This window comes from Oceanihabitans sediminis (genome assembly GCF_003337215.1).
Taxonomy (GTDB): domain Bacteria; phylum Bacteroidota; class Bacteroidia; order Flavobacteriales; family Flavobacteriaceae; genus Oceanihabitans; species Oceanihabitans sediminis.
This window is the reverse complement of sequence record NZ_QPIG01000001.1, coordinates 706,548-730,884: the sequence shown is the minus strand read 5'-3', so window position 1 is coordinate 730,884 and position 24,337 is coordinate 706,548. Positions and strand designations below refer to the sequence as shown.

The 24,337-nt window shown below is 32.7% G+C and carries 21 protein-coding genes; 13 read left to right on the top strand and 8 right to left on the bottom strand.

What is annotated here, in order from left to right; genetic code table 11:
* The first annotated feature begins 13 nt into the window (after positions 1-13).
* The gene (locus DU428_RS03305; protein ID WP_113965797.1) at positions 14-1,912 is read left to right on the top strand and encodes an amidophosphoribosyltransferase; all 1,899 of its coding nucleotides are present in this window, start codon (positions 14-16) and stop codon (positions 1,910-1,912) included.
* A gap of 478 nt (positions 1,913-2,390) precedes the next feature.
* Here the strand turns inward: DU428_RS03305 and DU428_RS03300 are convergent, their stop codons facing one another.
* On the bottom strand, positions 2,391-2,999 hold the full coding sequence (locus DU428_RS03300; RefSeq protein ID WP_113965796.1) for a superoxide dismutase: 609 nt from the start codon (positions 2,997-2,999) through the stop codon (positions 2,391-2,393).
* 121 nt (positions 3,000-3,120) lie between these two features.
* On the opposite strand from DU428_RS03300, the gene DU428_RS03295 reads away from it, so the two are divergent.
* The 5 genes from DU428_RS03295 (at position 3,121) to DU428_RS03275 (ending at position 12,735) form a co-directional block, all read left to right on the top strand.
* Positions 3,121-6,270, top strand: coding sequence for a UvrD-helicase domain-containing protein (locus tag DU428_RS03295; protein ID WP_113965795.1), 3,150 nt, complete (start codon positions 3,121-3,123; stop codon positions 6,268-6,270).
* Between the two features lie 100 nt (positions 6,271-6,370).
* Entirely contained in the window at positions 6,371-7,564 is a 1,194-nt protein-coding gene (gene kbl / locus DU428_RS03290) for a glycine C-acetyltransferase (RefSeq protein WP_072347657.1), read from the top strand.
* Between the two features lie 124 nt (positions 7,565-7,688).
* The gene (locus DU428_RS03285; RefSeq protein ID WP_072347659.1) at positions 7,689-9,077 is read left to right on the top strand and encodes an OmpA family protein; all 1,389 of its coding nucleotides are present in this window, start codon (positions 7,689-7,691) and stop codon (positions 9,075-9,077) included.
* Between the two features lie 71 nt (positions 9,078-9,148).
* On the top strand, positions 9,149-11,896 hold the full coding sequence (locus DU428_RS03280) for a PD-(D/E)XK nuclease family protein (protein ID WP_113965794.1): 2,748 nt from the start codon (positions 9,149-9,151) through the stop codon (positions 11,894-11,896).
* A complete protein-coding gene (locus DU428_RS03275) occupies positions 11,896-12,735 on the top strand; it encodes an alpha/beta hydrolase family protein (protein WP_113965793.1) in 840 nt (279 codons plus the stop codon). The genes DU428_RS03280 and DU428_RS03275 overlap by 1 nt, the downstream gene beginning before the upstream one ends.
* A 1-nt stretch (position 12,736) precedes the next feature.
* Here DU428_RS03275 and DU428_RS03270 read toward each other — a convergent pair whose 3' ends face one another.
* Positions 12,737-13,543 (bottom strand): universal stress protein, encoded by an 807-nt coding sequence (locus DU428_RS03270; protein ID WP_072347665.1) that lies wholly within the window; start codon positions 13,541-13,543, stop codon positions 12,737-12,739.
* Positions 13,544-13,623: 80 nt separating this feature from the next.
* Here DU428_RS03270 and DU428_RS03265 point away from each other — a divergent pair, with 80 nt between their 5' ends.
* Complete coding sequence (locus DU428_RS03265; protein ID WP_072347667.1) at positions 13,624-14,958, top strand: MATE family efflux transporter; 1,335 nt, start codon at positions 13,624-13,626, stop codon at positions 14,956-14,958.
* Positions 14,959-14,985: 27 nt separating this feature from the next.
* The gene (locus DU428_RS13365) at positions 14,986-15,153 is read left to right on the top strand and encodes a hypothetical protein (RefSeq protein ID WP_165839141.1); all 168 of its coding nucleotides are present in this window, start codon (positions 14,986-14,988) and stop codon (positions 15,151-15,153) included.
* A gap of 98 nt (positions 15,154-15,251) precedes the next feature.
* On the opposite strand, the gene DU428_RS03260 is transcribed toward DU428_RS13365, so the two are convergent.
* Positions 15,252-15,893: a 2OG-Fe(II) oxygenase gene (locus DU428_RS03260; protein WP_072347669.1), complete on the bottom strand. Its 642-nt coding sequence runs from the start codon at positions 15,891-15,893 to the stop codon at positions 15,252-15,254.
* A 95-nt stretch (positions 15,894-15,988) separates the two neighbouring features.
* On the opposite strand from DU428_RS03260, the gene DU428_RS03255 reads away from it, so the two are divergent.
* The gene (locus DU428_RS03255; protein WP_072347670.1) at positions 15,989-16,438 is read left to right on the top strand and encodes a 6-pyruvoyl trahydropterin synthase family protein; all 450 of its coding nucleotides are present in this window, start codon (positions 15,989-15,991) and stop codon (positions 16,436-16,438) included.
* Positions 16,439-16,519: 81 nt separating this feature from the next.
* The gene (locus DU428_RS03250) at positions 16,520-17,272 is read left to right on the top strand and encodes a UDP-2,3-diacylglucosamine diphosphatase (RefSeq protein WP_113965792.1); all 753 of its coding nucleotides are present in this window, start codon (positions 16,520-16,522) and stop codon (positions 17,270-17,272) included.
* Between the two features lie 81 nt (positions 17,273-17,353).
* On the opposite strand, the gene recJ is transcribed toward DU428_RS03250, so the two are convergent.
* From recJ to DU428_RS03225, 5 genes are all read right to left on the bottom strand, one after another.
* Positions 17,354-19,045 (bottom strand): single-stranded-DNA-specific exonuclease RecJ, encoded by a 1,692-nt coding sequence (recJ, locus tag DU428_RS03245; protein ID WP_113965791.1) that lies wholly within the window; start codon positions 19,043-19,045, stop codon positions 17,354-17,356.
* Positions 19,046-19,121: 76 nt separating this feature from the next.
* Complete coding sequence (locus DU428_RS03240; RefSeq protein WP_072348853.1) at positions 19,122-19,544, bottom strand: OsmC family protein; 423 nt, start codon at positions 19,542-19,544, stop codon at positions 19,122-19,124.
* 195 nt (positions 19,545-19,739) lie between these two features.
* Entirely contained in the window at positions 19,740-20,312 is a 573-nt protein-coding gene (locus DU428_RS03235; protein ID WP_072347676.1) for a uracil-DNA glycosylase family protein, read from the bottom strand.
* Between the two features lie 29 nt (positions 20,313-20,341).
* The gene (gene rsmI, locus DU428_RS03230) at positions 20,342-21,016 is read right to left on the bottom strand and encodes a 16S rRNA (cytidine(1402)-2'-O)-methyltransferase (protein ID WP_072347678.1); all 675 of its coding nucleotides are present in this window, start codon (positions 21,014-21,016) and stop codon (positions 20,342-20,344) included.
* Positions 21,016-21,744 (bottom strand): hypothetical protein, encoded by a 729-nt coding sequence (locus DU428_RS03225; RefSeq protein WP_072347680.1) that lies wholly within the window; start codon positions 21,742-21,744, stop codon positions 21,016-21,018. The genes rsmI and DU428_RS03225 overlap by 1 nt, the downstream gene beginning before the upstream one ends.
* 244 nt (positions 21,745-21,988) lie before the next feature.
* On the opposite strand from DU428_RS03225, the gene DU428_RS03220 reads away from it, so the two are divergent.
* From DU428_RS03220 to mscL, 3 genes are all read left to right on the top strand, one after another.
* Complete coding sequence (locus DU428_RS03220) at positions 21,989-22,636, top strand: thymidine kinase (protein WP_072347682.1); 648 nt, start codon at positions 21,989-21,991, stop codon at positions 22,634-22,636.
* Positions 22,629-23,735, top strand: a complete 1,107-nt coding sequence (gene alr, locus DU428_RS03215; protein WP_072347684.1) for an alanine racemase — start codon at positions 22,629-22,631, stop codon at positions 23,733-23,735. Before DU428_RS03220 ends, alr begins: the two co-directional genes overlap by 8 nt.
* 86 nt (positions 23,736-23,821) lie before the next feature.
* Positions 23,822-24,229 (top strand): large conductance mechanosensitive channel protein MscL, encoded by a 408-nt coding sequence (mscL, locus tag DU428_RS03210; protein ID WP_072347686.1) that lies wholly within the window; start codon positions 23,822-23,824, stop codon positions 24,227-24,229.
* Positions 24,230-24,337 lie beyond the last annotated feature (108 nt).

Here is a 24,337-nt window from a genome sequence, read left to right as displayed (position 1 = left end):
CACAACTACAATAATGAGCGATGCTTTAAAACATGAATGTGGAATTGCACACATAAGACTTTTAAAACCATTAGAATTTTACAAAGAAAAATATGGTACTGCATTTTACGGCGTAAATAAAATGTACCTAATGATGGAAAAACAGCATAACCGTGGGCAAGATGGAGCAGGGTTTGCAAGTATTAAACTAGATACCAAACCAGGTGAAAGGTACATAAGTAGAGTTCGCTCTATAGCACAACAACCTATTCAGGATATTTTTGATCAAATAAATCAAAGAATCAATAAAGAGCTTAATGCACATCCAGAATACCAAGACAATGTTGCCATACAGAAAAAACACATTCCTTATATAGGCGAAGTGCTTTTAGGCCACGTACGTTACGGAACTTTTGGTAAAAACAGTGTAGAAAGTGTTCATCCATTTTTAAGACAAAATAACTGGATGCACAGAAACCTTATTCTAGCAGGTAACTTTAACATGACAAACGTTAAAGAATTATTCAAAAACCTGATAGACCTTGGTCAGCACCCAAAAGAATATACAGACACCATTACTATAATGGAAAGAATTGGTCATTTCTTAGATGACTCTGTAGACAAGATTTACAAAAAACTAAAAAAAGAAGGGTATAACAAAAACGAATGCTCTCCATTAATTGCAGAAAGATTAAATGTTGCTAAGATTTTAAAGCGATCTGCAAAAAACTGGGATGGTGGTTATGCAATGGCAGGACTTTTAGGACACGGAGATTCTTTCGTATTACGTGACCCTGCTGGAATTAGACCAACTTATTACTACCAAGATGACGAGGTAGTTGTAGTAGCTTCAGAAAGACCTGTTATTCAAACAGTTTTCAATGTAGATTTTGATGATGTAAAAGAATTAGAGCCAGGTCATGCTATTATCACTAAAAAATCTGGAGAAGTATCTATTCAGAAAATATTAGAACCTTTAGAAAGAAAAGCTTGTTCTTTTGAACGTATTTATTTCTCTCGAGGAAGTGATGCAGAAATTTATCAAGAAAGAAAAACGCTTGGTAAGTTATTAATGCCAAAAGTTTTAGAAGCAATTAATAACGATACTGCCAACACAGTATTTTCATACATCCCTAATACAGCCGAAACTTCTTTCTTCGGGATGATTGAATCGGTTGAAGATTTTCTTAATCAAAAGAAAACACAAGCTATTATAGATGGTAATGGGCAACTTTCTAAAGAACGTGTCATTGAAATTCTTGACGAAAGACCTAGAATTGAAAAAATTGCGATTAAAGACGTTAAACTAAGAACTTTTATTACCGAAGATAGTAGTAGAGACGATTTAGTGGCTCACGTTTATGATGTTACTTACGGCGTTATTAAACCAACAGACAACTTGGTTATTATAGATGATAGTATCGTGAGGGGAACTACATTAAAAATGAGTATCCTTAAAATGATGGATAGGCTTAACCCTAAAAAAATCATTATAGTTTCCTCTGCTCCACAAATCCGTTACCCAGATTGCTATGGTATTGATATGGCTAGACTAGAAGGTTTAGTTGCTTTTAAAGCCATGCTAGCGCTTTTAGAAGACAATAATAAGTATCATTTAGTTGAAGAGGTTTACAATAAATGTAAAAAGCAAGTAAACTTAGAAGACGCAAAGGTTAAAAATTACGTAAAAGAACTTTACGACTTATTTACAGACGAGGAAATATCAGATAAGATTTCTGAATTACTAAGTGACGAAAGTATCAATGCGGAAGTAAAAGTGATTTTCCAACCGGTAGCTAATTTACATAAGGCTTGTCCGAAAAATCTTGGTGATTGGTATTTTACAGGAGATTACCCTACAGATGGTGGTAATAGAGTTGTAAACAGAGCATTCATCAACTTTTTCGAAGGTAACGAAGAACGCGCATACTAATTAAATGCAAGTTGTTCATTTTAAACAAATTACACTTAAACTAATAAAGATGTATTTTGTCTAAAAAATTAAATTAATGTAATAAATAAACCTAAATTAGCTGTACCATAACATAAGTAGGTTAAGTTCATGGTAGATTTGGGGCAAGAAATGGTGATCACTCGATCACCATTTCTTATTTTTATACATTACTAAAATCCTGAAGTAAAACAGCTAACAAACACTATTTAACACCATTAGACTAATAAATAAGCAGTTTATCTAATATTTTTAGATTATTCCAAAAAGCGTACATATATTTGGGCTTACCATAACATAAGTAGGTTAAGTTTATGGTAGATTTGGGGCAAAAAAGGTGAACTCTCGTTCACCTTTTTTCATTTTTAAGAAACAGATTAAAAATCACCTATGTATCTTAAAACAAAAAAAGCAAACCCTAACGGATTTGCTTTTCAATATTATGAATAAGTTTCTTGACTTATTTTGCTTCTGCGTAACGTCTTTCAACTTCATTCCAGTTAATTACATTAAAGAAAGCTTCAATATAATCTGGTCTTCTGTTTTGGTAGTTTAAGTAATAAGCGTGTTCCCAAACATCTAATCCTAAGATTGGTGTTCCTCCACAACCAACTCCTGGCATTAATGGGTTGTCTTGGTTTGGTGTAGAACAAACTTCCACTTTCCCTCCTTTGTGCACACATAACCAAGCCCATCCTGAACCAAATTGTGTAGCTGCAGCCTTAGAAAAAGCATCTTTAAAAGCATCAAAAGAACCGTAAGCTGCTTCAATAGCATCTTTTAATTCTCCAGACAAACGTCCTTTTCCTTCAGGATTCATTACATCCCAGAATAATGAGTGGTTATAAAAACCTCCTCCGTTATTTCTAACAGCTCCGTTTTTCATATCTAAATTAGTAAGAATATCTTCAATAGATTTTCCTTCTAAATCTGTATCTTTAATTGCGTTATTCAAGTTGTTTGTATAACCTTGGTGGTGTTTTGAATGGTGTATTTCCATTGTACGTGCATCAACATGAGGCTCTAAAGCATCATATGCATATTTTAATTTCGGTAATTCGAAAGCCATAATTTTTATATTTAGTGTTAATAATTAATTTCTTTCAAATTTACGTATAAAAGCAATCATTTAAAAATAATATATAGTTATGAACTCATTGATAGTTTTTATCTTGTGTAAAATTTAACTTATGGTCAACAAAAATCCATTTACAATTTATAACGCATCTGCTGGAAGCGGTAAAACCTTCACTCTAGTAAAAGAATATCTAAAAATCTTATTGCAGGCAAGCAGTTTAGATGCATACAAAAATATTTTAGCTATTACGTTTACAAATAAAGCGGTAGGGGAAATGAAAGAGCGTATTGTAGAAATGCTAAAGGAATTTTCATTGGAAGAAAACCTAGAAAACCCTAATAGTATGTTTACAGTACTTTCTGAAGAGCTTAATATTCCTCCTGCACAACTGCAGAAGCAATCGGAAAAAATACTAAATAGTATTATCTATAATTATGCAGCTTTCGATGTTTCGACAATTGACGGATTTACCCATAAAATAATTAGAACTTTTGCACACGATTTAAAATTACCTTTAAATTTTGAAGTCGAACTAGATCAAGTTTCTCTTTTACAAGAAGCAGTAGATAGTTTGATTGCAAAAGCAGGAACAAATAAAGAACTAACCAAAATATTGGTTGAATTTGCTATTGAAAAAGCAGATGAAGATAAAAGCTGGGATATTTCATTCGACTTTAACAAGATTGCAAAGCTTTTGGTTAATGAAAGTGATTTAGAACATATTGAAAAACTAAAAGATAAAACCCTAGAGGATTTCAGCGTACTTAAAAAGCAATTAAGAACAGACATTAAAGCTGTAGAAAAGCAAATTATTGAAATAGCTGAAAATGTTCTGCAATTAATTAGCGAAAACGGATTACAACACAAGGATTTCCACAGTAGTTACTTACCAAAACATTTTGATAAATTAAGAAATAATAACTTCAGTGTTAATTTCGAAACAAAATGGATAGAATCTCTACTAAACAACGAGGCTCTATACCCTGGAAGAGTTTCGGCTGAAACTGGCTCTATCATTGATGCTATTCAACCACAAATAATAGAAGCCTTCAACACTAGTAAAAAGCTAATATTCCATATCAAATTCCTAAAAGCTATTTATAAAAATATTACTCCGCTTTCTGTTTTAAGTGCAATAAACCAAGAGTTAATCGCCATAAAGCAAGAACAGAATAAGCTATTAATTTCCGAATTCAACGGATTAATTCAAAAGGAAATAAAAGACCAACCAACACCTTTTATTTATGAGCGTTTAGGGGAAAAATTCAGACACTATTTTATTGATGAATTTCAAGACACCTCTAAATTACAGTGGCAAAATTTAATTCCGTTAATAGACAACTCTCTTTCTGCACAAAATATAAAACAACAACAAGGAACAGTAATGTTAGTGGGAGACGCTAAACAAGCAATTTACAGATGGCGAGGAGGGGAAGCAGATCAGTTTATAGATTTATATTCTAAAAAAGCAAAGCCTTTTCAAATAGAACAACAAGTAGAAAATTTACCTACCAACTACCGAAGCTTTCAAGAGATAATCAATTTCAATAATGCTTTTTTTAAATATATAGCCGAAACTGCTTTTAGCAAAGAGGATTATAGCAAGCTATATCATGAAGGATCTAAGCAGAATACCTTCAAAAAAAACGAAGGCTATGTTCAAATTGACTTTTTAGATTTAAAGGATGGGAACAAAGATGAACTTTACCCGCAAAAAGTTTTAGAAATTATTCAAACTAGCCTAGATAATGGGTTTCAATATAAGGATATCTGTATTTTAGTTAGAAAGAAGATGGAAGGAGTTGCAGTTGCCGAATTCTTAAATGGTAAAAACCTGCCAATTATGTCTTCGGAAACCATGCTTATTTTTAATAGTCCAGAAGTACAGTTTATAGACAATATTCTAACACTATTAGTGCAGCCTGAAAACGAAGAAGTAAAAGTAAGAGCCCTTAATTATCTTTCAGATAATTTTGAAATAAGCGATAAGCACGATTTCTTCTGTAAAAACATAAATAAATCGCTATATCAAACTTTCAAAAATTTTGAAGAGCATCAAGTATTTATTTCACCAAAAGAACTATTACAACTTCCATTATATGAAATGGCAGAAAGCGTTGTAAGAAACTTCAATCTTGTTGAAACTTCCAATGCTTACGTACAATATTATTTAGATTTTGTTTTAGAATATTCACAAAAACAAGGCTCGAGCCTTTCTGGCTTTTTAGAGCACGCAAACAACAAAAAAGACAGCTTAAGTATTGTTTCCCCACAAGGACAAAACGCTGTACAAATTATGACTATTCATAAATCTAAAGGTTTAGAGTTTCCAGTTGTTATATTCCCTTATGCCGATTTAGATATGAAAAGGGAAGTGGAGCCAAAAGAGTGGTTCCCGCTACAAGAAGAACATTTTAATGGTTTTTCAAGCACCTTAATGAGTTATAATTCCGATTTCGAAAACTATGGGGAAATAGGTCAGCAAATCCACACAAAACACCAAGCAGAATTAGAGCTTGACAACATAAACCTATTATATGTTGCGCTAACACGACCAAAAGAACAACTTTATATTATATCAAAAAGTAATCTTTCAGGTGCCGAATTAGCAAAACCTAAAACCTTTGCCGGATTGTTTGTTAACTTCTTAAAAAATGCACAACTATATCAAGAGGGTCAAACAAGCTATACTTTTGGAAATGCTAACAAAACTTCTAAAGAAGAAAAGGTTGCAAAAGACATTCTAGTACAAGAAGAATTTATTAGTACCACCAAAGAAAGTCATAACATAAAAATTGTTACTAACGCGGGTTATTTATGGGACACAGCACAAGCAGAAGCTATTGAAAAGGGAAACCTAATTCACAATATTCTATCACATATAAAAACCAAAGAAGATGTTTCCTTTACTTTTTCACATTTTATTGAAACAGCTATAATATCCCCAGAACAAGCAAAGGAATTAGAGTTAATAGTAAATCAAATAATAGATCACGAAGAACTAAAAGACTATTTTATTGCAAACAATACAATATATAATGAACGTGATATTATTTCAAACAAAGAAATAATCAGGCCAGATAGACTAGTAATTAATGCTGAAAACCAAGCAACAATTATAGATTATAAAACAGGAGCACAAGACAAGAAACACCAATTACAATTAGAAAATTACGAACGTATAATTGAAGAAATGCAATTCCAAGTAACTAAAAAGATTTTAGTATATATTAATGAAAATATTCAGGTAGTAACTTTTTAATTTCAAAAGGCACAGGCCTTTTAAATAAAGAAAACGAAAAAGAATTCTGTTTCTACCTTAATCGTAGAAAAACATTTTAACTTTGTAAAAAACAATAATCATGTACGGAAACATTAAACAACAACTACAAAAAGAAATACAAGAAATAAAAGACAATGGTCTTTATAAAGAAGAACGTATTATCACCTCTCCACAAGGAGCTGAAATCACATTAAACACTGGTGAAAAAGTTTTAAATTTTTGTGCAAACAACTATTTAGGGTTATCATCACACCCTGAAGTAATTCAAGCAGCAAAAGACACTTTAGATTCTCATGGATTCGGGATGTCTTCTGTTCGTTTTATTTGTGGAACCCAAGATATACATAAAGAATTAGAACAAAGAATCGCAGACTTCTATGGCACAGAAGACACTATCTTATATGCTGCTGCTTTTGATGCAAACGGAGGAGTTTTTGAACCTTTATTAGGAAAAGAGGATGCAATTATTTCAGATTCACTTAACCACGCTTCTATTATAGACGGAGTTCGTTTATGTAAAGCAGCGCGTTACCGTTATGCAAATAACGATATGGCAGATTTAGAAAAACAACTTATAGAAGCAAATAAAAACGGTGCTAGAAACAAAATCATTGTAACAGATGGGGTTTTCTCTATGGATGGTTTAGTTGCTCCTTTAGACGAAATCTGTGATTTAGCAGAAAAATATGATGCTATGGTGATGATTGATGAATGTCACGCAACAGGATTCATAGGACCTAAAGGTATTGGAACACTAGAAGAAAAAGGTGTTTTAGGTAGAGTTGACATTATAACAGGTACACTAGGTAAGGCACTTGGTGGTGCAATGGGAGGTTATACTACTGCAAAAAAAGAAATCATTGAAATCTTACGTCAACGCTCTAGACCATATTTATTCTCAAACTCTTTAGCGCCAACAATAGTAGGTGCATCGATCAAAGTTTTTGACATGCTTAAAAACGATACATCACTAAGAGATAAATTAGCTTGGAATACGGAATATTTCAAAAAAGGAATGAAAGAAGCTGGATTTGATATCATTGAAGGTGATTCGGCAATTGTACCAGTTATGCTATACGATGCAAAGCTATCGCAAACTATGGCAAATATGCTTCTTGAAGAAGGTATTTATGTTATTGGCTTCTTTTTCCCTGTTGTTCCTAAAGATAAAGCAAGAATTAGAGTACAACTTTCTGCTGCTCATGAAAAAGAACATTTAGACAAGGCAATAGCGGGATTCATTAAGGTTGGAAAAGAACTAAAGGTAATTTAGATTACTTACAAACAGACTGTATTTAAGTTAATTTAGTATTATTTTTCCTATCTTTGCCTTTGTTAATATTATTTAACAACTTACTTTTGTTTATTAATTAACACTTAAAATTAAATATTTGAATATGAAAAATCTTAGCAGATTATTGTTCGCTATGTTGCTTGTATTAGGTTTTAGCAACACGCATGCGCAAGATGAAAACAATCCTTGGGCAATGAGCTTCGGAGTAAACGCGGTAGATCTTTATCCTGTAGGAGAAGACACACCACAAGGAGATTATTTTGATGAGTTCTTCAACGTTGGAGACCACTGGAATATCCTTCCTTCTTTATCTTCGATATCAGTTTCTAAATACATAAACGACGGATTTTCTTTCGGAGTTGGTGGATCTATTAACCGAATTGAAAAAATAGGTCAAATTGGAAAAGATATACCTAGCTTAAGAGTAGAAGAAATGTCTTACTACGCAGTAGATGGTACTATTAAGTATAGCTTTGCTGAATTAGTAAACTCTAAAACTATAGAACCATACATTGGTGTTGGTGGAGGTTACACTTGGATTGATAAAATTGGAGCTGGAACTTTAAACGGATCTTTAGGTTTAAACTATTGGTTTACAGAAAATGTAGGTCTAACAGTTCAAACATCTTACAAACACAGTTTTGAAGATTACTTATCTAAGCACTGGCAACATTTTGCTGGAGTTACTGTAAAATTCGGAGGAACTGATACAGATGGTGATGGTATCTATGACAAAGATGATGCTTGTCCAGAAGTTCCTGGTTTACCAGAATTTAACGGATGTCCTGATACTGACGGTGACGGAATCGAAGATGCTAAAGATGATTGCCCAAATGAAGCAGGTCCTGCTGAATTAAACGGTTGTCCTGATACTGACGGTGACGGTGTTGCTGATAAAGATGACAAATGTCCTACAGTTGCTGGTTTAAAATCTTTAAACGGATGTCCAGATGCTGATGGTGATGGTGTTGCTGATGGTGACGATAAATGTCCTAACGAAGCAGGTCCAGCTGCAAACAACGGATGCCCATGGCCAGATACTGATGGTGACGGTGTATTAGACAAAGACGATAAATGTCCTAACGAAGCAGGTACTGTTGCTAACAATGGATGCCCAGAAGTAGTTGCTCCAACTGCAGAAGTTATGACTACTTTAAACAACTACGCTAGAACAATCTTATTTGCTACTGGAAAATCTTCTTTCAAGAATGAAACTTACCCAGTATTACAAGCAATTACTGCTATCTTAAAAGATTACCCAGAGTCTAACTTCACTATTGAAGGACACACAGATAGCGTTGGTAGCAAAAACACTAACCAGTTATTATCTGAAAGAAGAGCTAACGCTGTTAGAGATTATTTAATCTCTAACGGAATTAACGCTGACAGATTAGTAGCTGCTGGTTTTGGTGAAGATTACCCAATTGCAGATAACAAAACTGCTGCTGGAAGAAAAAACAACAGACGTGTTGAAGTAAAACTTAGAAAATAAGGAATACTAAAACAATCTAAATATTTCATAAAAACGCTTCGATATATCGAAGCGTTTTTTATTTTTATAATATGACAACTTTTATTCTAGATGTACTTGAAGATTTAAAGAAACAGGACAGAAACTTATCTGAACTAATCTTTATTTTACCTAGCAAACGTGCTGGTATCTTTTTAAAAAATCAAATTTCACAAGTAGTAAATCACACGATTATTGCTCCCCAAATAATAAGCATTGAGGAGTTTGTGGAAGATTTATCACAACTCAAAAAAACTTCTAATACAGAGCTCCTTTTTGTTTTTTATAAAGTTTACCTAGAGCTTACAAAAAAGGAAGACCAAGAAAGCTTTGATTCCTTTTCTAAATGGGCTCAAATACTTTTACAAGACTTTAATGAAGTAGATAGATATCTTATTCCGCAGGAAAAAATATTTAATTACTTAAGCGCAATTCAAGACTTAAAACATTGGTCTTTAGAAGAACCTAAAACAGAGTTTGTAAAAAAATATCTAGCTTTTTGGAATAAACTAAATACCTATTATACAAAATTTACAGAAGAACTATTAAAAAACAAAACTGCTTATCAAGGATTAATTTACAGAGAAGCTGTTGAAAATATAGAAAGCTACATCCAGAGCAACAAAGAAAAGCAACACATTTTCTTAGGTTTTAATGCTTTGAATAAGGCCGAAGAAAATATCATACAAGAGTTGCTTCAAAATGAATTGGCTGAAATATATTGGGATGTCGACAAACATTTTTTTGACAACCCTATTCATGATGCTGGTTTGTTTACAAGACAACATTTTAAAAACTGGAATTTCTTTAGAGATAATGACTTTAATTGGAAAACAAATCACTATTCCGAAGAAAAGAATATTAAGGTTTTTGGAGTACCTAAAAACATAGGACAAGCAAAATTTATTGGCGGACTTTTAAAAGATCTGCAAAAAGAAGATACCGACCTAAAACAAACAGCCGTAATACTTGCAGATGAAAACCTACTTACGCCTACATTAAACGCTTTACCAGAATCTATAGACGCGTTAAATATAACAATGGGTTTCCCGTTGCAGTCAATTCCATTAGCCTCTCTTTTTGAGCAAATTTTTCAAATTCACAAAAAAGCCAATAATACTTTTTACTACAAAGATGTAATTGCTATTATTTCGCATCAATTTATCAGACCCTTATTCCGAAAAGAGAATACCGATGTAGCTTCAAAAATCACAAATACTATTCTAACAAATAATCTTGTTTACATTTCTATAGATAGGCTAAAAGAGCTTGCTCCTGCTTCTTCAGAAATATTAGACACCTTATTCGTTTTAAAAGAAAACAGGGTTAAAAGCATGCTTAAAAACTGTTCAAACCTAATCTTAAGCATCAAAAAAGATTTAGATAAGAACAAAGCTTTAAATAAACTCTCTTTAGAGTATTTATTCCGTTTTAACGAACTTTTTAATGAACTAACAAGACTAAATACTAGTTATAATTATATACAAGACATGCACACACTTCATAGTATTTATAAAGAATTACTAAGTTCTGCTACACTAGATTTTCAGGGAGAACCTTTACAGGGCTTACAGGTTATGGGAATGCTAGAGTCACGTGTATTAGATTTTGAAACAGTTATTATTTCTTCGGTTAATGAAGGGGTACTTCCTTCCGGAAAAACAAATAATTCCTTTATTCCATTTGATGTTAAACTGCAAAACAAACTCCCTACCTACAAGGAAAAAGATGCCGTTTATACTTATCATTTTTACAGATTATTGCAACGTGCTAAAAACGTATACATTTTATATAATACAGAAGCTGATATACTAACTGGAGGAGAAAAGAGTAGATTTATTACCCAATTAGAATTAGAAGGGGTTCATAAAATAAAGCACAGTATTGTAACCCCTAAAGTAGAAGCTTGTTTTAGTGAATTAATTGAAATTGAGAAAACAGTAGCCGTTTTAAATAAAATTCAAGCGATTGCAGAAAGAGGCTTCTCGCCATCTTCATTAACAAACTATATGCGTAACCCAATAGATTTTTATTACCAAAAAGTATTAGGTATTGCAGAACAGGAAGACGTTGAGGAAAGTGTTGCTTTTAATACCTTAGGAACAGTTGTTCACAATACTTTAGAAGATTTATACGAAGATTTTGTAGGTGAGGTTTTAACTGTAGAGAAATTAAAAAGTCAAAAATCTAAAATCACCGAAAGGATAACACATCATTTTATAAACGAATATAAAGAAGGTGATATTACTACCGGTAAAAACCTTATCATTTATGAAATTGCAAAACGATATGTTTTAAACTTCATTAATTTAGAAATCGATGATGTACAGAAAGGAAATGAAATAAAAATTATTGCTTTAGAAGACAAAAGTATAGCTACACTGAAAATTCCAGAGCTGGATTTCGATATCAAATTAACAGGTAAAGTAGACCGTGTTGATAGCTACAACGGAACCACAAGAATTATAGATTACAAAACTGGTAAAGTAGAAAAAAACCAAGTAGAAATAGCAGATTGGGAAGCCATTACAACAGACTATAAAAAGTACAGTAAGAGTTTTCAAGTACTACTATATGCTTATATGATGCACCAAGAAAACAAAATAGAATTCCCTCTAGAAGCCGGAATCATTTCTTTTAAAAATTTAAAAGCAGGATTTTTAAAGTTTGCTGCTAAAGAAGAAAAAAAGAAAAACACTTTTATCACCCAAGAAACACTAGATAATTTTGAGATAGAGCTCAAAAAAATCATTCTTGAAATATGTAATCCAGAGATTAACTTTATTGAAAAAGAAGTGTAATGATACAGAAAAATCTAGTTCTATATAGAGAAAACAAGAAGCCTATTGTTTGGGATGCATTTTTTAAAAACACCGAAAAACAAAAGCCTCTAGTAATATTTTGTCACGGATACAAAGGTTTTAAAGACTGGGGAAGCTGGGATTTGGTAGCTGAAGCTTTTCGCGAAGCAGATATGTTTTTTGTAAAATTCAACTTCTCACATAACGGCGGCACAGTAGAGCAACCAATAGATTTTCCCGACTTAGAAGCTTTTGCTGAAAATAATTATACTAAAGAGCTTGATGATTTAGATAGTATGCTAAATCACTTACTTTCAGAAGAAAATACATTTTCAAATCAAATAGACAAAAACAATATTACAGTAATTGGTCATTCTAGAGGAGGTGGAATTTCCATTATAAAAGCTTCCGAAGATAACAGAATTACCAAACTCATTACTTTGGCAAGTGTTAGTAATTTCGGAAAAAGAACCTCAACTACTGGAGACTTAGAACAGTGGAAAAAAGCTGGAGTAAAGTACATAATGAATGGCAGAACCAAGCAGCAAATGCCACATAACTATCAATTCTATCTAGATTATAAAGCAAACGAAGAAAGGTTTAACATAGAATCAGCAACAAAAAAACTAAACATACCTTTTTTAATTATTCATGCAAAGGAAGATCCTTCGGTGAAATTTGAGGAAGCAGAAAACTTACATTCTTGGAATACAAAAAGTGATTTATTTTCTATAAAAAATAGTAATCATGTTTTTGGAGCTTCACATCCTTATGAAAACAAAAAACTACCGGAAGCATTGCAACAGGTAGTTTCTAAAAGCATTGATTTTATAAAATAAGCTATTCTGCTTCTTTTAAGACTAGAAGCGGTACGCGGCTTTCAAAATCTATTTTCTTAATAGTATTGATGGTGTTTTTCTCCCAAAGTTTTTTAAAGAAACCTCTCTTTCGTCTAATTACACATATAGCATCTGGTTTCTGACTATTTAAATGCTCTAAAACTCCTTGAAATAAAGTAGCATTTTCACTGATATTAGAAGAAGATGTCATGGCTTTAAGTTCTGTATTCACTACAGAATCTTTAGCAGAAAAATCTTGGGTTTTTACTTGCAATAAATGCATTTTAGCTTCAAATCTTTCTAAAACTTCTTTCAGAGGTAATAGATTTGTCTTTTCACTAATTACTCCAGATTTAATTGCTGTTAAAAGCTTTGCAATTGGTTTATACACATAAGCTTCCGGAATGATTAAAACAGGAACATCAGACTGCCTTACAATATTTCCAGGAGTTCTACCTAAGTAATACGCTTCAGAAATATCGTTTGGTCTTTGACCTACAATAATTAAATCTATATTTATTTTTTTGCTAATTTCTTCAATACTGTCAATAACCCCGCCTCCTTTTACAGATAATATTTCTAAGCTAACACCTTTAGTGTCTATTTGGTCAACAACTTCTTTAACATCTTCCACCTGCTCTCTAGCTACAATACTATCAACATGCATCTTTGTACCTATTTTTGGAGCAACGCTAAAAGACTTAAACACATAAACTTTTGCTTGCATGAATTGGGCAAAGTCTATTGCATATTGCAGTGTGAATTTGGAGTCTTTAGAGGAGCCTATAGGAACTAAAATATTCTTCATTACTTGGTTTTTAGGCTACAAAAATACAGATTTAATAATAAAAGTTACGACCTTTAGCATTTCAAAATAAATTTAGACCCTTGCGAACTAATATTAGCTTTAAACATATTAATAAGCTAGCAATCCCTGCGTTAATTGCTGGTATTTCAGAGCCTATTTTATCTATTACAGACACTGCTATTGTTGGAAATATAGAAGTAAATGGAACCGAATCTTTGGCAGCTGTTGGAATTGTTGGAACATTTTTATCAATGCTTATTTGGGTATTAGGGCAAACAAGAAGTGCTATTTCTTCTATCGTTTCGCAGTATGTTGGTGCAGATAATTTAGATGCAGTTAAAAATCTTCCGGCTCAAGCTATTTTTATTATTACTTCACTAAGCATCTTAATTATAATTAGTACCTATCCTTTTGCCGAAAGTATTTTTAAACTCTATAATGCTTCCGATGTAATTCTAAGCTATAGCGTAGACTACTATAGAATTCGGGTTTTCGGATTTCCTTTTACCTTATTTACCATAGCTATTTTCGGAACTTTTAGAGGTTTACAAAACACCTACTACCCGATGCTAATAGCTATTGTTGGAGCATTAACCAATATCCTTCTAGACTTTATTTTAGTGTATGGTATTGAAGGTTATATTCCTGCTATGCACATTAAAGGTGCTGCCTATGCTAGTGTAGCTGCACAATTTTTAATGGCACTAGTTTCTGCATATTTCCTATTAACTAAAACAGAAATATCCTTACGATTTAGCTTTCCTTTTAATAAAGAAATGAAACGTTTTGTGCTTATGATATTAAACTTATTTGTTAGAACACTAGCGCTTAACGTCACACTTTATTTAGCAAGTTCCTTTTCTACAAGATATGGTAATGAGCAGATTGCCGCCTATACCATTGCCATAAATCTATGGTTTCTTGGCGCTTTTATTATAGATGGCTATGCTAGTGCTGGAAATATTTTATCTGGAAAACTTCTTGGTGGAAAAGAATACGGATTACTAATAGGACTAAGTAATAAACTTATTAAATACGGAATTATCGCCGGAAGCATTATCGCCGTAATTGGCGCATTTTTATACTTTCCGCTAGGAACAGTTTTCACCAAAGACCCTGAGGTTTTAAAAGAATTTTACAACATTTTTTGGATCGTACTAGCGATGCAACCGCTTTGTGCTTTAGCATTTATATTTGACGGAATTTTCAAAGGACTAGGTAAGATGAAATACCTTAGAAACATCCTGCTCTTTTCAACATTTATTGTGTTTGTACCAGTACTACTTGTTTTAGATTATTTCAACTGTAAATTATACGCTATTTTTATAGCTTTTACCCTATGGATTGCTGCTAGAGGATTACCTTTAATTGTAAAATTTAGAAAAGAATTTTTACTACTTTCACAAAAGGATTAAATTTGACGGAAGCTAACAAAATATAAAATGAAATTTTTAGCACTTTTACAAGAAGTAGACATCAATGAAAAACTAAATAAAGCCCCAGATGCCGCTTACGGAGTTGGCGTATTTATTGGTTCGATGCTACCTTTTGTAATATTAGTAACACTCGCCTATCTTATTTATAGGTATAACAAAAACAAAAAAGAATAATATGGATGTTTTAAACTTTTTAAGCGGAAACGGACTGTTTCTAGTATTAGCTATCGTACTTGTTATAATTTACATTTATAATCGTAGAAAAAGATAGTTTAGCGCGTTTTTAACCAACCTGTAATACTCAACCTCTCAGTTTTTACAGGTTTTACTTCGTGTTCTATAATCTGACTTTCAAAAATCACCATACGACCAGGAAACGGATAAATGACCTTTTCGGTTTCTTTTCCATTTTCATCTAAATACAATACTAGTTCCCCGCCATTTTCTGGTAACCAACCATCTTCATTTAGATAACAAACAATAGAAAGTTTTCGCCTGTCGTCATTTTGAAAAGTGTCAATATGCCTTTTATAAAAAGTGCCTTCTGGGTATAAAGCATAATGAAACTCTTTGTACAGAATCCCTAGAAAACAAGTTTTATTCAAATAGTCAACTAGGTTATTTACCTTATTAAAGAATATTTTTTCGGCGTCATTGGTGTTTTTTTCATCTATCCACAAAATAACATCTCCTCGAATAGACTTTACAATAACTTCGTTTATTCGATTACCAATAGCTGCCTTTTTAAATGCATCTTCTGCCTGTTTTTCTATTAAAGAATCTCTTAAAATAACCACCTCTTCATCTGTAAAAAAGTCTTCAATTATACTGTATTTTTGCTCTAGAATATCAGCAATAATTCGCTCGTATTGAGGGTTTTCAACAAAAGGTATTTCTTCAAAAATCTGACTCATTTAATTGTATTTTTTTAAAAAAAGCGGGCAAATGTAATCTAAAAATCAATTGCTTTGACAAAACACGTATCTTTGCAAACATAATAAAGTTTACAATGAGTAAAATTAGAATCACAAAGCAATTTTCTTTCGAAACAGGTCACGCACTTTATGGCTATGATGGAAAGTGTAAAAACGTACATGGGCACAGTTATAAATTGTCTGTAACAGTAATTGGAACACCTATTTCTGATAAAGATAACGTTAAATACGGGATGGTTATAGATTTTGGTGATCTTAAAAAAATAGTGAAAAACGAAATCGTAGATGTTTTTGATCACGCCACTGTTTTTAATAAAAACACCCCACATATAGAACTAGCTAAAGAGCTTGCAGACAGAGATCACAGCGTACTTTTAGTAGATTATCAACCAACAAGTGAAATGATGGTTATTGATTTTGCTGAAAAAATAAAAAAACAATTACCAAGTCATATTTCTCTATTTTCTTTAAGACTTCAGGAAACAGACAGCAGTTTTGCCGAGTGGTTTGCATCTGATAACTAGTTTTTATTCGGAAGCCCCTACTATAGAGCAATTCCGATAAATCATTCGTTAAATAGAGGCTAATTTATTTATATTTACTTCATGAATATTCCAAAAGGAAAAAAAATCTATTTCGCTTCCGACAACCATCTTGGGGCACCAACACACGAACAATCTCTTCCACGTGAAAAGAAATTTGTAGCTTGGTTAGATGAAGTAAAACAGGATGCTGCTGCCATTTTTTTAATGGGAGATATGTTCGATTTTTGGTTTGAATATAAAACAGTAGTTCCAAAAGGTTTTACAAGAACCCTTGGTAAGCTAGCTGAAATTAGCGACTCTGGAATTCCTATTCATTATTTTGTTGGAAATCATGATCTTTGGATGAATGGTTATTTTGAAGAAGAACTAAACATTCCTGTATACCTCCACCCGAAAGAATTTACTTTTAACAATAAGACTTTTTTAATTGGTCATGGTGACGGATTAGGTCCTGGAGACAAAGGGTATAAACGCATGAAAAAAGTGTTTACCAATCCGTTTAGTAAATGGTTATTTCGTTGGCTACACCCAGATTTAGGCGTAAAGTTAGCCCAATATATGTCGGTTAAAAACAAACTAATTTCTGGCGATGATGATGCTAAATTTTTAGGGGAAGAAAATGAGTGGTTAGTACAATATTGCAAGAAAAAACAAGAAGAAAAACACAGAGACTATTATGTATTTGGCCACAGGCATTTACCGTTGAATATTGATATAAGTAAAAACTCCAAATACATTAATCTTGGTGATTGGATACAATATTATACCTACGGAGTTTTTGATGGGGAGAAAATGGAATTAAAAGAATATTAATTCTCCCTTTTAAATCACACTTTTATTGGTTTAGGTTGAAACCTTAGAACACAGCTTCAATTGCTACTGTTTCATTAAAATTTATTTTTTAATATCCCTTAATTTTAACTGAAGTGACACATTTCCTTGCCAATGATTTTCATCAACAGAATAAACCGCTTTAAATAGTTTTTTGTCTTTTATAAGCGGAAGTTTATCTCCTAAATTAAATCCGATACAAACTACTCTATCTGCTTGTTGCTGAGTAACAGTAATTCGCAGATGCTTATCGTCATCACCAACACATTTACCATATCCGGTATCAACTAAATCTTCTGTCATGAAAATTGGCGTCATATTTCCAGGTCCAAATGGCGCAAACTGCTTGATAATTCGCCATAACTTATCATTTACCTGAGCTAATTCAATCTTCATATCTATTTTTACTTCAGGAACTAAAAGGGTTTTATCTATGGTTTTAGAAACAACATCTTCAAAGGCCTGTTTAAAGGCTTCGTAGTTTTCTTCTTTTAGTGTTAATCCTGCAGCATACTTATGACCTCCAAACTGTTCAATATGCTCGGAACAAGCTTCTAAAGCATTGTATACATCAAAGCCAGAAACCGAACGAGCAGAAGCCGCTAACATATCACCACTTTTGGTAAACACCAAGGTTGGGCGATAATACGTTTCAATTAACCTTGAGGCAACAATCCCAATAATTCCTTTATGCCAAGACTCATGATATACCACCGTGGTAAATCCTTCTTGCTCCTTGTTTTCTTCAATTTGTTGAAGTGCTTCCTCGGTAATTCTTTTATCTGTTTCTTTTCTATCGCTGTTATAGCTTTCTATTTCTGATGCATATTTTGTAGCTGATTCAAAATCTTTTTCCGTTAATAAAGTAACAGCATGATTACCGTGCTTCATTCTTCCAGCGGCATTAATTCTTGGAGCTACAATAAAAACAACATCTGTAATAGTTAGTTCCTTTTTATTAGTTTGACTGATAATAGCTTGAATTCCTGGTCTTGGTGATTTGTTTATTACTTGCAGACCATAATAAGCAAGCACCCTGTTTTCACCTGTAATAGGAACAATATCTGCACCAATTGCAGTTGCAACCAAATCCATATACTCACTTAATGCTTCAACAGGCTTTCCTTCTTTAGAAGCTAATGCCTGAATGAGTTTAAAGCCAACACCACAACCACAAAGTTCTTTATAAGGGTAATTACAATCTTCTCTTTTAGGGTCTAAAACAGCAACGGCATCTGGGATATTATCTCCTGGTCTATGGTGATCACAAATAATAAAATCGATACCTTTTTCTTTGGCATATGCAACTTTATCAATAGCCTTAATACCACAGTCTAGTGCAATGATTAATGAAAAATCATTGTCATGTGCAAAGTCAATTCCCTTAAAGGAAACACCGTAACCTTCATCATACCTGTCTGGAATATAAGTAGCAACCTGCTCTGTTTTTGTTCTTAAGTAAGAAGACATTAATGCCACAGAAGTGGTTCCATCTACATCATAATCACCATACACTAATATATTTTCATTATTAGATAAAGCTTGCTCAATACGAGTTACAGCAACATCCATATCTTTCATTAAATACGGATCGTGTAAGTCGTCTAAACTAGGTCTGAAAAAAGATTTAGCATCTTCAAAAGTTTCAATACCACGTTGCAACAACAAAGTAGCTACAACTTCATCTACTTGTAGTGCTTTTTGTAGGTTTTCTAATTTGGCTTTTTCTGGATTTGGCTTAATAGTCCAACGCATAAGTCTACAACATTTTTATCCTTAGGAGCTTTTAAAAAGCTCCTAGAATGAAATTTTGATAAATTAAAGGGTAATTTTATTTGTTGTGATAGTGAATGGAGGTTTTCACGTTTGCAAACTTGCGAAACATTTCCATAACACCACAGTATTTTTCAATAGATAAGTCTACAGCTCTTTTAATTTTCTTTTCATCTAAATCTTCGCCATAAAAGTGATATTCTAAAGTAACGGTATGGTAATACTTAGGGTGTTCTTCGGTTAATTCACCGTAGGCATCCATTCTAAAATCAGCAATTTTCACTTTCATTTTATCTAAAACGGAAACTACATCTAAACCAGAGCAACCTGCTAAAGAAGAAAGCATCATTGCTTTAGGACTTAATCCAGAACTGTGTCCGCCATTTTCTGGAGTTGTATCCATTAAAACTGTTTTTCCGTTAGGATTATCAGATTCAAATTGCATATTTCCTTTCCAGTGTGTTGATACTTTGTTTGTCATTTTTATATTTTTTAAATTAATAATTATTGAAATTTGCCAAAGTTCTTCTTCATTTAATCTATAACAAACCTCAGCTTCTAATTTATTCAAAAATACCAATAAAAATTAGACTTTACCATTTGTAAAACCTTTATCGGTACGGCAGAATTTTAAATATAGAGCTTTACTTCTATACAGAAACTTAAGAAAGCTTATTTATTTTAAAATAAGGCTCACCTTATCTTGCAACACCGGAATTACTTCGTTTTCAAACCATGGATTTTTTGCAAGCCAGAACCTGTTTCTTGGGCTTGGATGTGGTAAGGGCAGAAATTTAGGTAAGTATTCCTTAAAATTCGCTACGGTTTCGGTTAGTGTTCGCTTAGCATCTTTTTCTAAATAGTATTTCTGTGCATACATACCTATAAGAAGAATTAATTCTACTTTGGGCATTTTTTTAAAAAGTGCATCATGCCATTGTGGTGCACATTCTGGTCTTGGAGGCAGATCTCCAGATTTTCCTTTTCCTGGATAACAAAAGCCCATTGGCATGATGGCGAATTTTGTTTCGTCATAAAATTCTTCGGAAGAAACATGTAGCCATTTACGTAATTGTTTTCCGCTTGCATCATCCCATGCAATACCAGACGCATGCACTTTGGTTCCTGGTGCTTGACCTATAATAATGATTTTAGATTCTTTACTTGCTGAAACAATCGGCCTTGGACCATGTGGTAAATCTTTTTCACAAATTCTGCACTGTCTTATATCATGAAGTAGAGCTTCCATAAATTAGTGTTTTACAGTGCGAAAATTTGCTATTTGCCTTTACCTGCAACAACAATTACTATTTCGCCTTTTGGAGGTTTATTGGTATAATGTTCTAAAACTTCTTTTGCAGTTCCTCTTAGTGTTTCTTCGTACAACTTGGTAAGTTCTCTTGAAACGGAAACCTGTCTATCTTCTCCAAAATATTCAGAAAAGTGAGAAAGTGTTTTTACTAGTTTATGCGGACTTTCATAAAAAATCATTGTTCTAGTTTCTTCGGCTAGAAGCAGTAATCTTGTTTGCCTTCCTTTTTTTACCGGAAGAAATCCTTCAAAAACAAACTTATCGTTTGGCAATCCGCTATTTACCAATGCGGGAACAAAAGCTGTTGCTCCTGGTAAACAATCTACTTCAATTCCGTTTTCAACACATGCTCTAGTTAGTAAAAATCCTGGATCTGAAATCGCTGGAGTTCCTGCATCACTAATTAATGCAATAGTTATTCCTGATTTTAATTTTTCAACCAAGGCAACTACCGTTTTATGCTCATTATGCATATGATGACTTTGCATTGGTGTTGCAATTTCATAATGCTTTAAGAGTTTACCCGAGGTGCGTGTATCTTCAGCTAAAATAAGATCTGCATCCTTTAATACTTCAATTGCTCTAAGCGTAATATCTTTAAGGTTTCCAATTGGTGTTGGTACAATATATAGTTTAGACATTACTCGAATTTGCTTGCAATAAGTTCTATAAAACGCTCTTCAATCTCTTCTTTATTCTCCCAATTATTATAGTCTGGCTTCACCATTGTTTGTATAAAATTTATGGCGTCTTGATAAGAATCGGCAGTGTTTATCTGCGAAATTACTCTGTCGTAATCTTCGTTTTTACCTTCAAAAAGATGTTTTGTAAATGCAATTTTATCATTCAAGCCAATACTTAAGGATCCTGCTTTAAGCTTTTCGTTTAAAGATTTTTTCTCGTTTGCAGTTGTTACCTTTTCAAAAACAGGCATTTCTGAAAAGTCTGCTGTTATTTGATGAAAATCGTCTTTTTGATATTTTGCTTTTGGTATAACTTCTTCTATAAGCTCATCTATTTTCTGAGATTCGTCAGGCATTTGCGCTACCATATCTTTTATCGTTTCGATAGCAGGCTCCATGATAGCTTCCTCTTCATTATCATCCATATTAACATAGGTCTTGTCTTCAACCTCAATATTATCACTTACTTTATTATTAAAAGCACTGTCTAGCATTTCGAAAAACGAAGAATCATTACCTATAGTAGGCAAGCTTTCTTCAAAGTTTTCTTGCGCAAATTTTAAAACGGTAAGTTGTTCGTATAACTTTGAAACCTCTTCGTGCATTCTATTTACATCTTCTCTTCCTTTAAGTTTTAAGATTCTATGCGCAATACTTATTAATTCGGATTCTAACTTCCTTTTCATTTTTCTAATTTTTTTATTATTTAATTTGAAAAGAATTTCTAAAAACTTGAAAAACTCTCTTCAAAACCCTTTTAATTTTTCTTTAAAAATACCACTAATTGAAATGTAAATTTACTAAATATTTATTTTAGTGTATTTTATAACTTTTCCTGTTTTAGGCTAAATTATACTTTTGTTTTTAATAAATTTACGCCACCTTTATAGAAACCGGAAAACGGTTATATTTTAGTGTTAAAATTACAAAATGTTTCTTGAAAATACAGTAAATCAAAAAGAACAATTTGGATGGATTGAGGTTATTTGCGGATCTATGTTCTCTGGTAAAACCGAAGAACTGATACGCAGACTCAAACGTGCGCAATTTGCTAGGCAGAGAGTAGAAATATTTAAACCTTCGGTTGATGTGCGTTATGATGAAGAAATGGTAGTCTCTCACGATGCAAATGAAATTCGCTCAACTCCTGTCCCAGCAGCTGCAAATATTCCTATTCTAGCAGATGGCTGTGATGTGGTTGGAATTGACGAAGCACAGTTTTTTGATAATGAAATAGTACGTATTTGCAATGATTTAGCCAATAAAGGAATACGTGTAATTGTAGCTGGTTTAGATATGGATTTTAAAGGAAATCCTTTCGGACCAATGCCATACCTAATGGCAACTGCAGAATACGTCACCAAAGTTCACGCTGTTTGTACAAGAACTGGAAATCTAGCACAATACAGCTATAGAAAATCTACAAACGACAACCTTGTTTTACTTGGTGAAACAGAAGAATACGAACCTTTAAGTCGTGCTGCATACTACAAAGCAACTATGCGAGAAAAAGTAAAGACAATACAAGTGGAAGATGCTGAAGAAGTTGTCTCTAAACAAAATGATTCTGATGCCTAAAGCGCAAGAAACAATATTAGAAATAGATTTAAATGCACTAACTCAAAACTACAAACATCTTAAATCTAAACTTGATAAAAACACCAAATTTTTAGCAGTAGTTAAAGCCTTTGCGTATGGTACAGATGCTGCTGAAATTGCAAAACATCTACAAAATTTAAACGTAGATTACTTTGCTGTTGCTTTTACTAACGAAGGTGTTGCGCTTCGCGATGCCGGAATTACAAAACCAATTTTGGTTCTGCATCCGCAGCCAGTATATTTTAAAACCATTATAGCTAGATGCCTAGAACCAAGCATTTATAGCCATAAGATTTTAAAAGAATTTATAGAAGTTGCAAACGAAGAAAAACAAAGCAACTACCCTATTCATATAAAATTCAACACAGGATTAAACAGATTAGGTTTTAATATAGAAGAAATAGGTACTGTAGTTTCCAATCTTCAGAATACCACTTCTGTAAAACCTGCTTCCATATTTTCGCATTTAGCTGCAAGTGAAGATTTTAATGAAAAAGAATTCTCTTTAAAACAAATAGAAACTTTCAATAAAATTGCTTCAGCGTTTAGTGCAAAATTAGGATATCAACCAATGATGCATATGTGCAATACTTCAGGAATTTTAAATTTTCCAGAAGCACATTTCAATATGGTTAGATCTGGAATTGGCTTATATGGTTATGGAAATTCTGAAAAAGAAAACAAAAACCTGAAGCCAATTGCTACGCTTAAATCTATTATTTCTCAAATTCACACCATAGAAAAAGGCGAAACCATTGGTTACAACAGAGCCTTTAAAGCCGAAAAAACCACCAAAACGGCAACAATACCTATTGGTCACGCCGATGGAATAGGAAGACAATACGGAAACGGAATTGGTTATGTAAGCATAAATGGTAAGAAAGCTCCAATAGTAGGAAACGTTTGTATGGATATGATTATGGTAGATATTACAGATATTATCTGTGAAGAAGGAGATGAAGTTATTGTTTTTGACACCAACCAAACTGCTGAAACTTTAGCAAACACTACGAAATCCATTTCCTACGAATTGCTTACTGCTATCTCTCAACGAGTAAAAAGAGTATTTCATCGTTAAAACGCTAAATGTTAAAATGTAATATTTAGTATTTGATAAAATTTTAGTTAAATTGCTACATATATTTAACCAATAAAACAAAAAACATGTTAAAAGAATTTAAAGATTTTATTATGACAGGTAATGTCATAGATTTAGCCGTTGCCGTTATTCTTGCTGGAGCAGTAGGTATGGTTGTAAACGGGTTTGTATCTGATATTATGATGCCTATAGTAGGTAACTTTGCAGGAGGTGTAGACTTCGCCGACTTAAAGTACGTACTTTCTCCAGCAACTGTTGGTGCAGATGGTGTAGTTACTAAACCAGAAAACGCTATCATGTACGGGAAATGGGTAAACTCTATCATTAATTTAATTATTGTTGGTGCTGTTTTATTTGCTATTGTAAAAGCTTATAACAAAACAAAAACTCCTCCAGCTCCAAAACCTGCTAAACCAGCTGGACCAACTCAAGAAGAATTATTATCTGAAATCAGAGATTTATTAAAAAAATAATTTCTAAATTCCATTTTATACTAAAACCACTTCTAATCGAGGTGGTTTTTTTATATCCTTTTTAAGAATATTGAAACTCTTAATAATTACATTTGTGTTTATAAATTA

Coding starts and splice junctions, on each gene's coding strand:
- DU428_RS03305 (WP_113965797.1), top strand. CDS start 14: ATGAGCGATGCTTTAAAACATGAATGTGGAATTGCACACATAAGACTT.
- DU428_RS03300 (WP_113965796.1), bottom strand. CDS start 2,999: ATGGCTTTCGAATTACCGAAATTAAAATATGCATATGATGCTTTAGAG.
- DU428_RS03295 (WP_113965795.1), top strand. CDS start 3,121: ATGGTCAACAAAAATCCATTTACAATTTATAACGCATCTGCTGGAAGC.
- kbl (WP_072347657.1), top strand. CDS start 6,371: ATGTACGGAAACATTAAACAACAACTACAAAAAGAAATACAAGAAATA.
- DU428_RS03285 (WP_072347659.1), top strand. CDS start 7,689: ATGAAAAATCTTAGCAGATTATTGTTCGCTATGTTGCTTGTATTAGGT.
- DU428_RS03280 (WP_113965794.1), top strand. CDS start 9,149: ATGACAACTTTTATTCTAGATGTACTTGAAGATTTAAAGAAACAGGAC.
- DU428_RS03275 (WP_113965793.1), top strand. CDS start 11,896: ATGATACAGAAAAATCTAGTTCTATATAGAGAAAACAAGAAGCCTATT.
- DU428_RS03270 (WP_072347665.1), bottom strand. CDS start 13,543: ATGAAGAATATTTTAGTTCCTATAGGCTCCTCTAAAGACTCCAAATTC.
- DU428_RS13365 (WP_165839141.1), top strand. CDS start 14,986: ATGAAATTTTTAGCACTTTTACAAGAAGTAGACATCAATGAAAAACTA.
- DU428_RS03260 (WP_072347669.1), bottom strand. CDS start 15,893: ATGAGTCAGATTTTTGAAGAAATACCTTTTGTTGAAAACCCTCAATAC.
- DU428_RS03255 (WP_072347670.1), top strand. CDS start 15,989: ATGAGTAAAATTAGAATCACAAAGCAATTTTCTTTCGAAACAGGTCAC.
- DU428_RS03250 (WP_113965792.1), top strand. CDS start 16,520: ATGAATATTCCAAAAGGAAAAAAAATCTATTTCGCTTCCGACAACCAT.
- recJ (WP_113965791.1), bottom strand. CDS start 19,045: ATGCGTTGGACTATTAAGCCAAATCCAGAAAAAGCCAAATTAGAAAAC.
- DU428_RS03240 (WP_072348853.1), bottom strand. CDS start 19,544: ATGACAAACAAAGTATCAACACACTGGAAAGGAAATATGCAATTTGAA.
- DU428_RS03235 (WP_072347676.1), bottom strand. CDS start 20,312: ATGGAAGCTCTACTTCATGATATAAGACAGTGCAGAATTTGTGAAAAA.
- rsmI (WP_072347678.1), bottom strand. CDS start 21,016: ATGTCTAAACTATATATTGTACCAACACCAATTGGAAACCTTAAAGAT.
- DU428_RS03225 (WP_072347680.1), bottom strand. CDS start 21,744: ATGAAAAGGAAGTTAGAATCCGAATTAATAAGTATTGCGCATAGAATC.
- DU428_RS03220 (WP_072347682.1), top strand. CDS start 21,989: ATGTTTCTTGAAAATACAGTAAATCAAAAAGAACAATTTGGATGGATT.
- alr (WP_072347684.1), top strand. CDS start 22,629: ATGCCTAAAGCGCAAGAAACAATATTAGAAATAGATTTAAATGCACTA.
- mscL (WP_072347686.1), top strand. CDS start 23,822: ATGTTAAAAGAATTTAAAGATTTTATTATGACAGGTAATGTCATAGAT.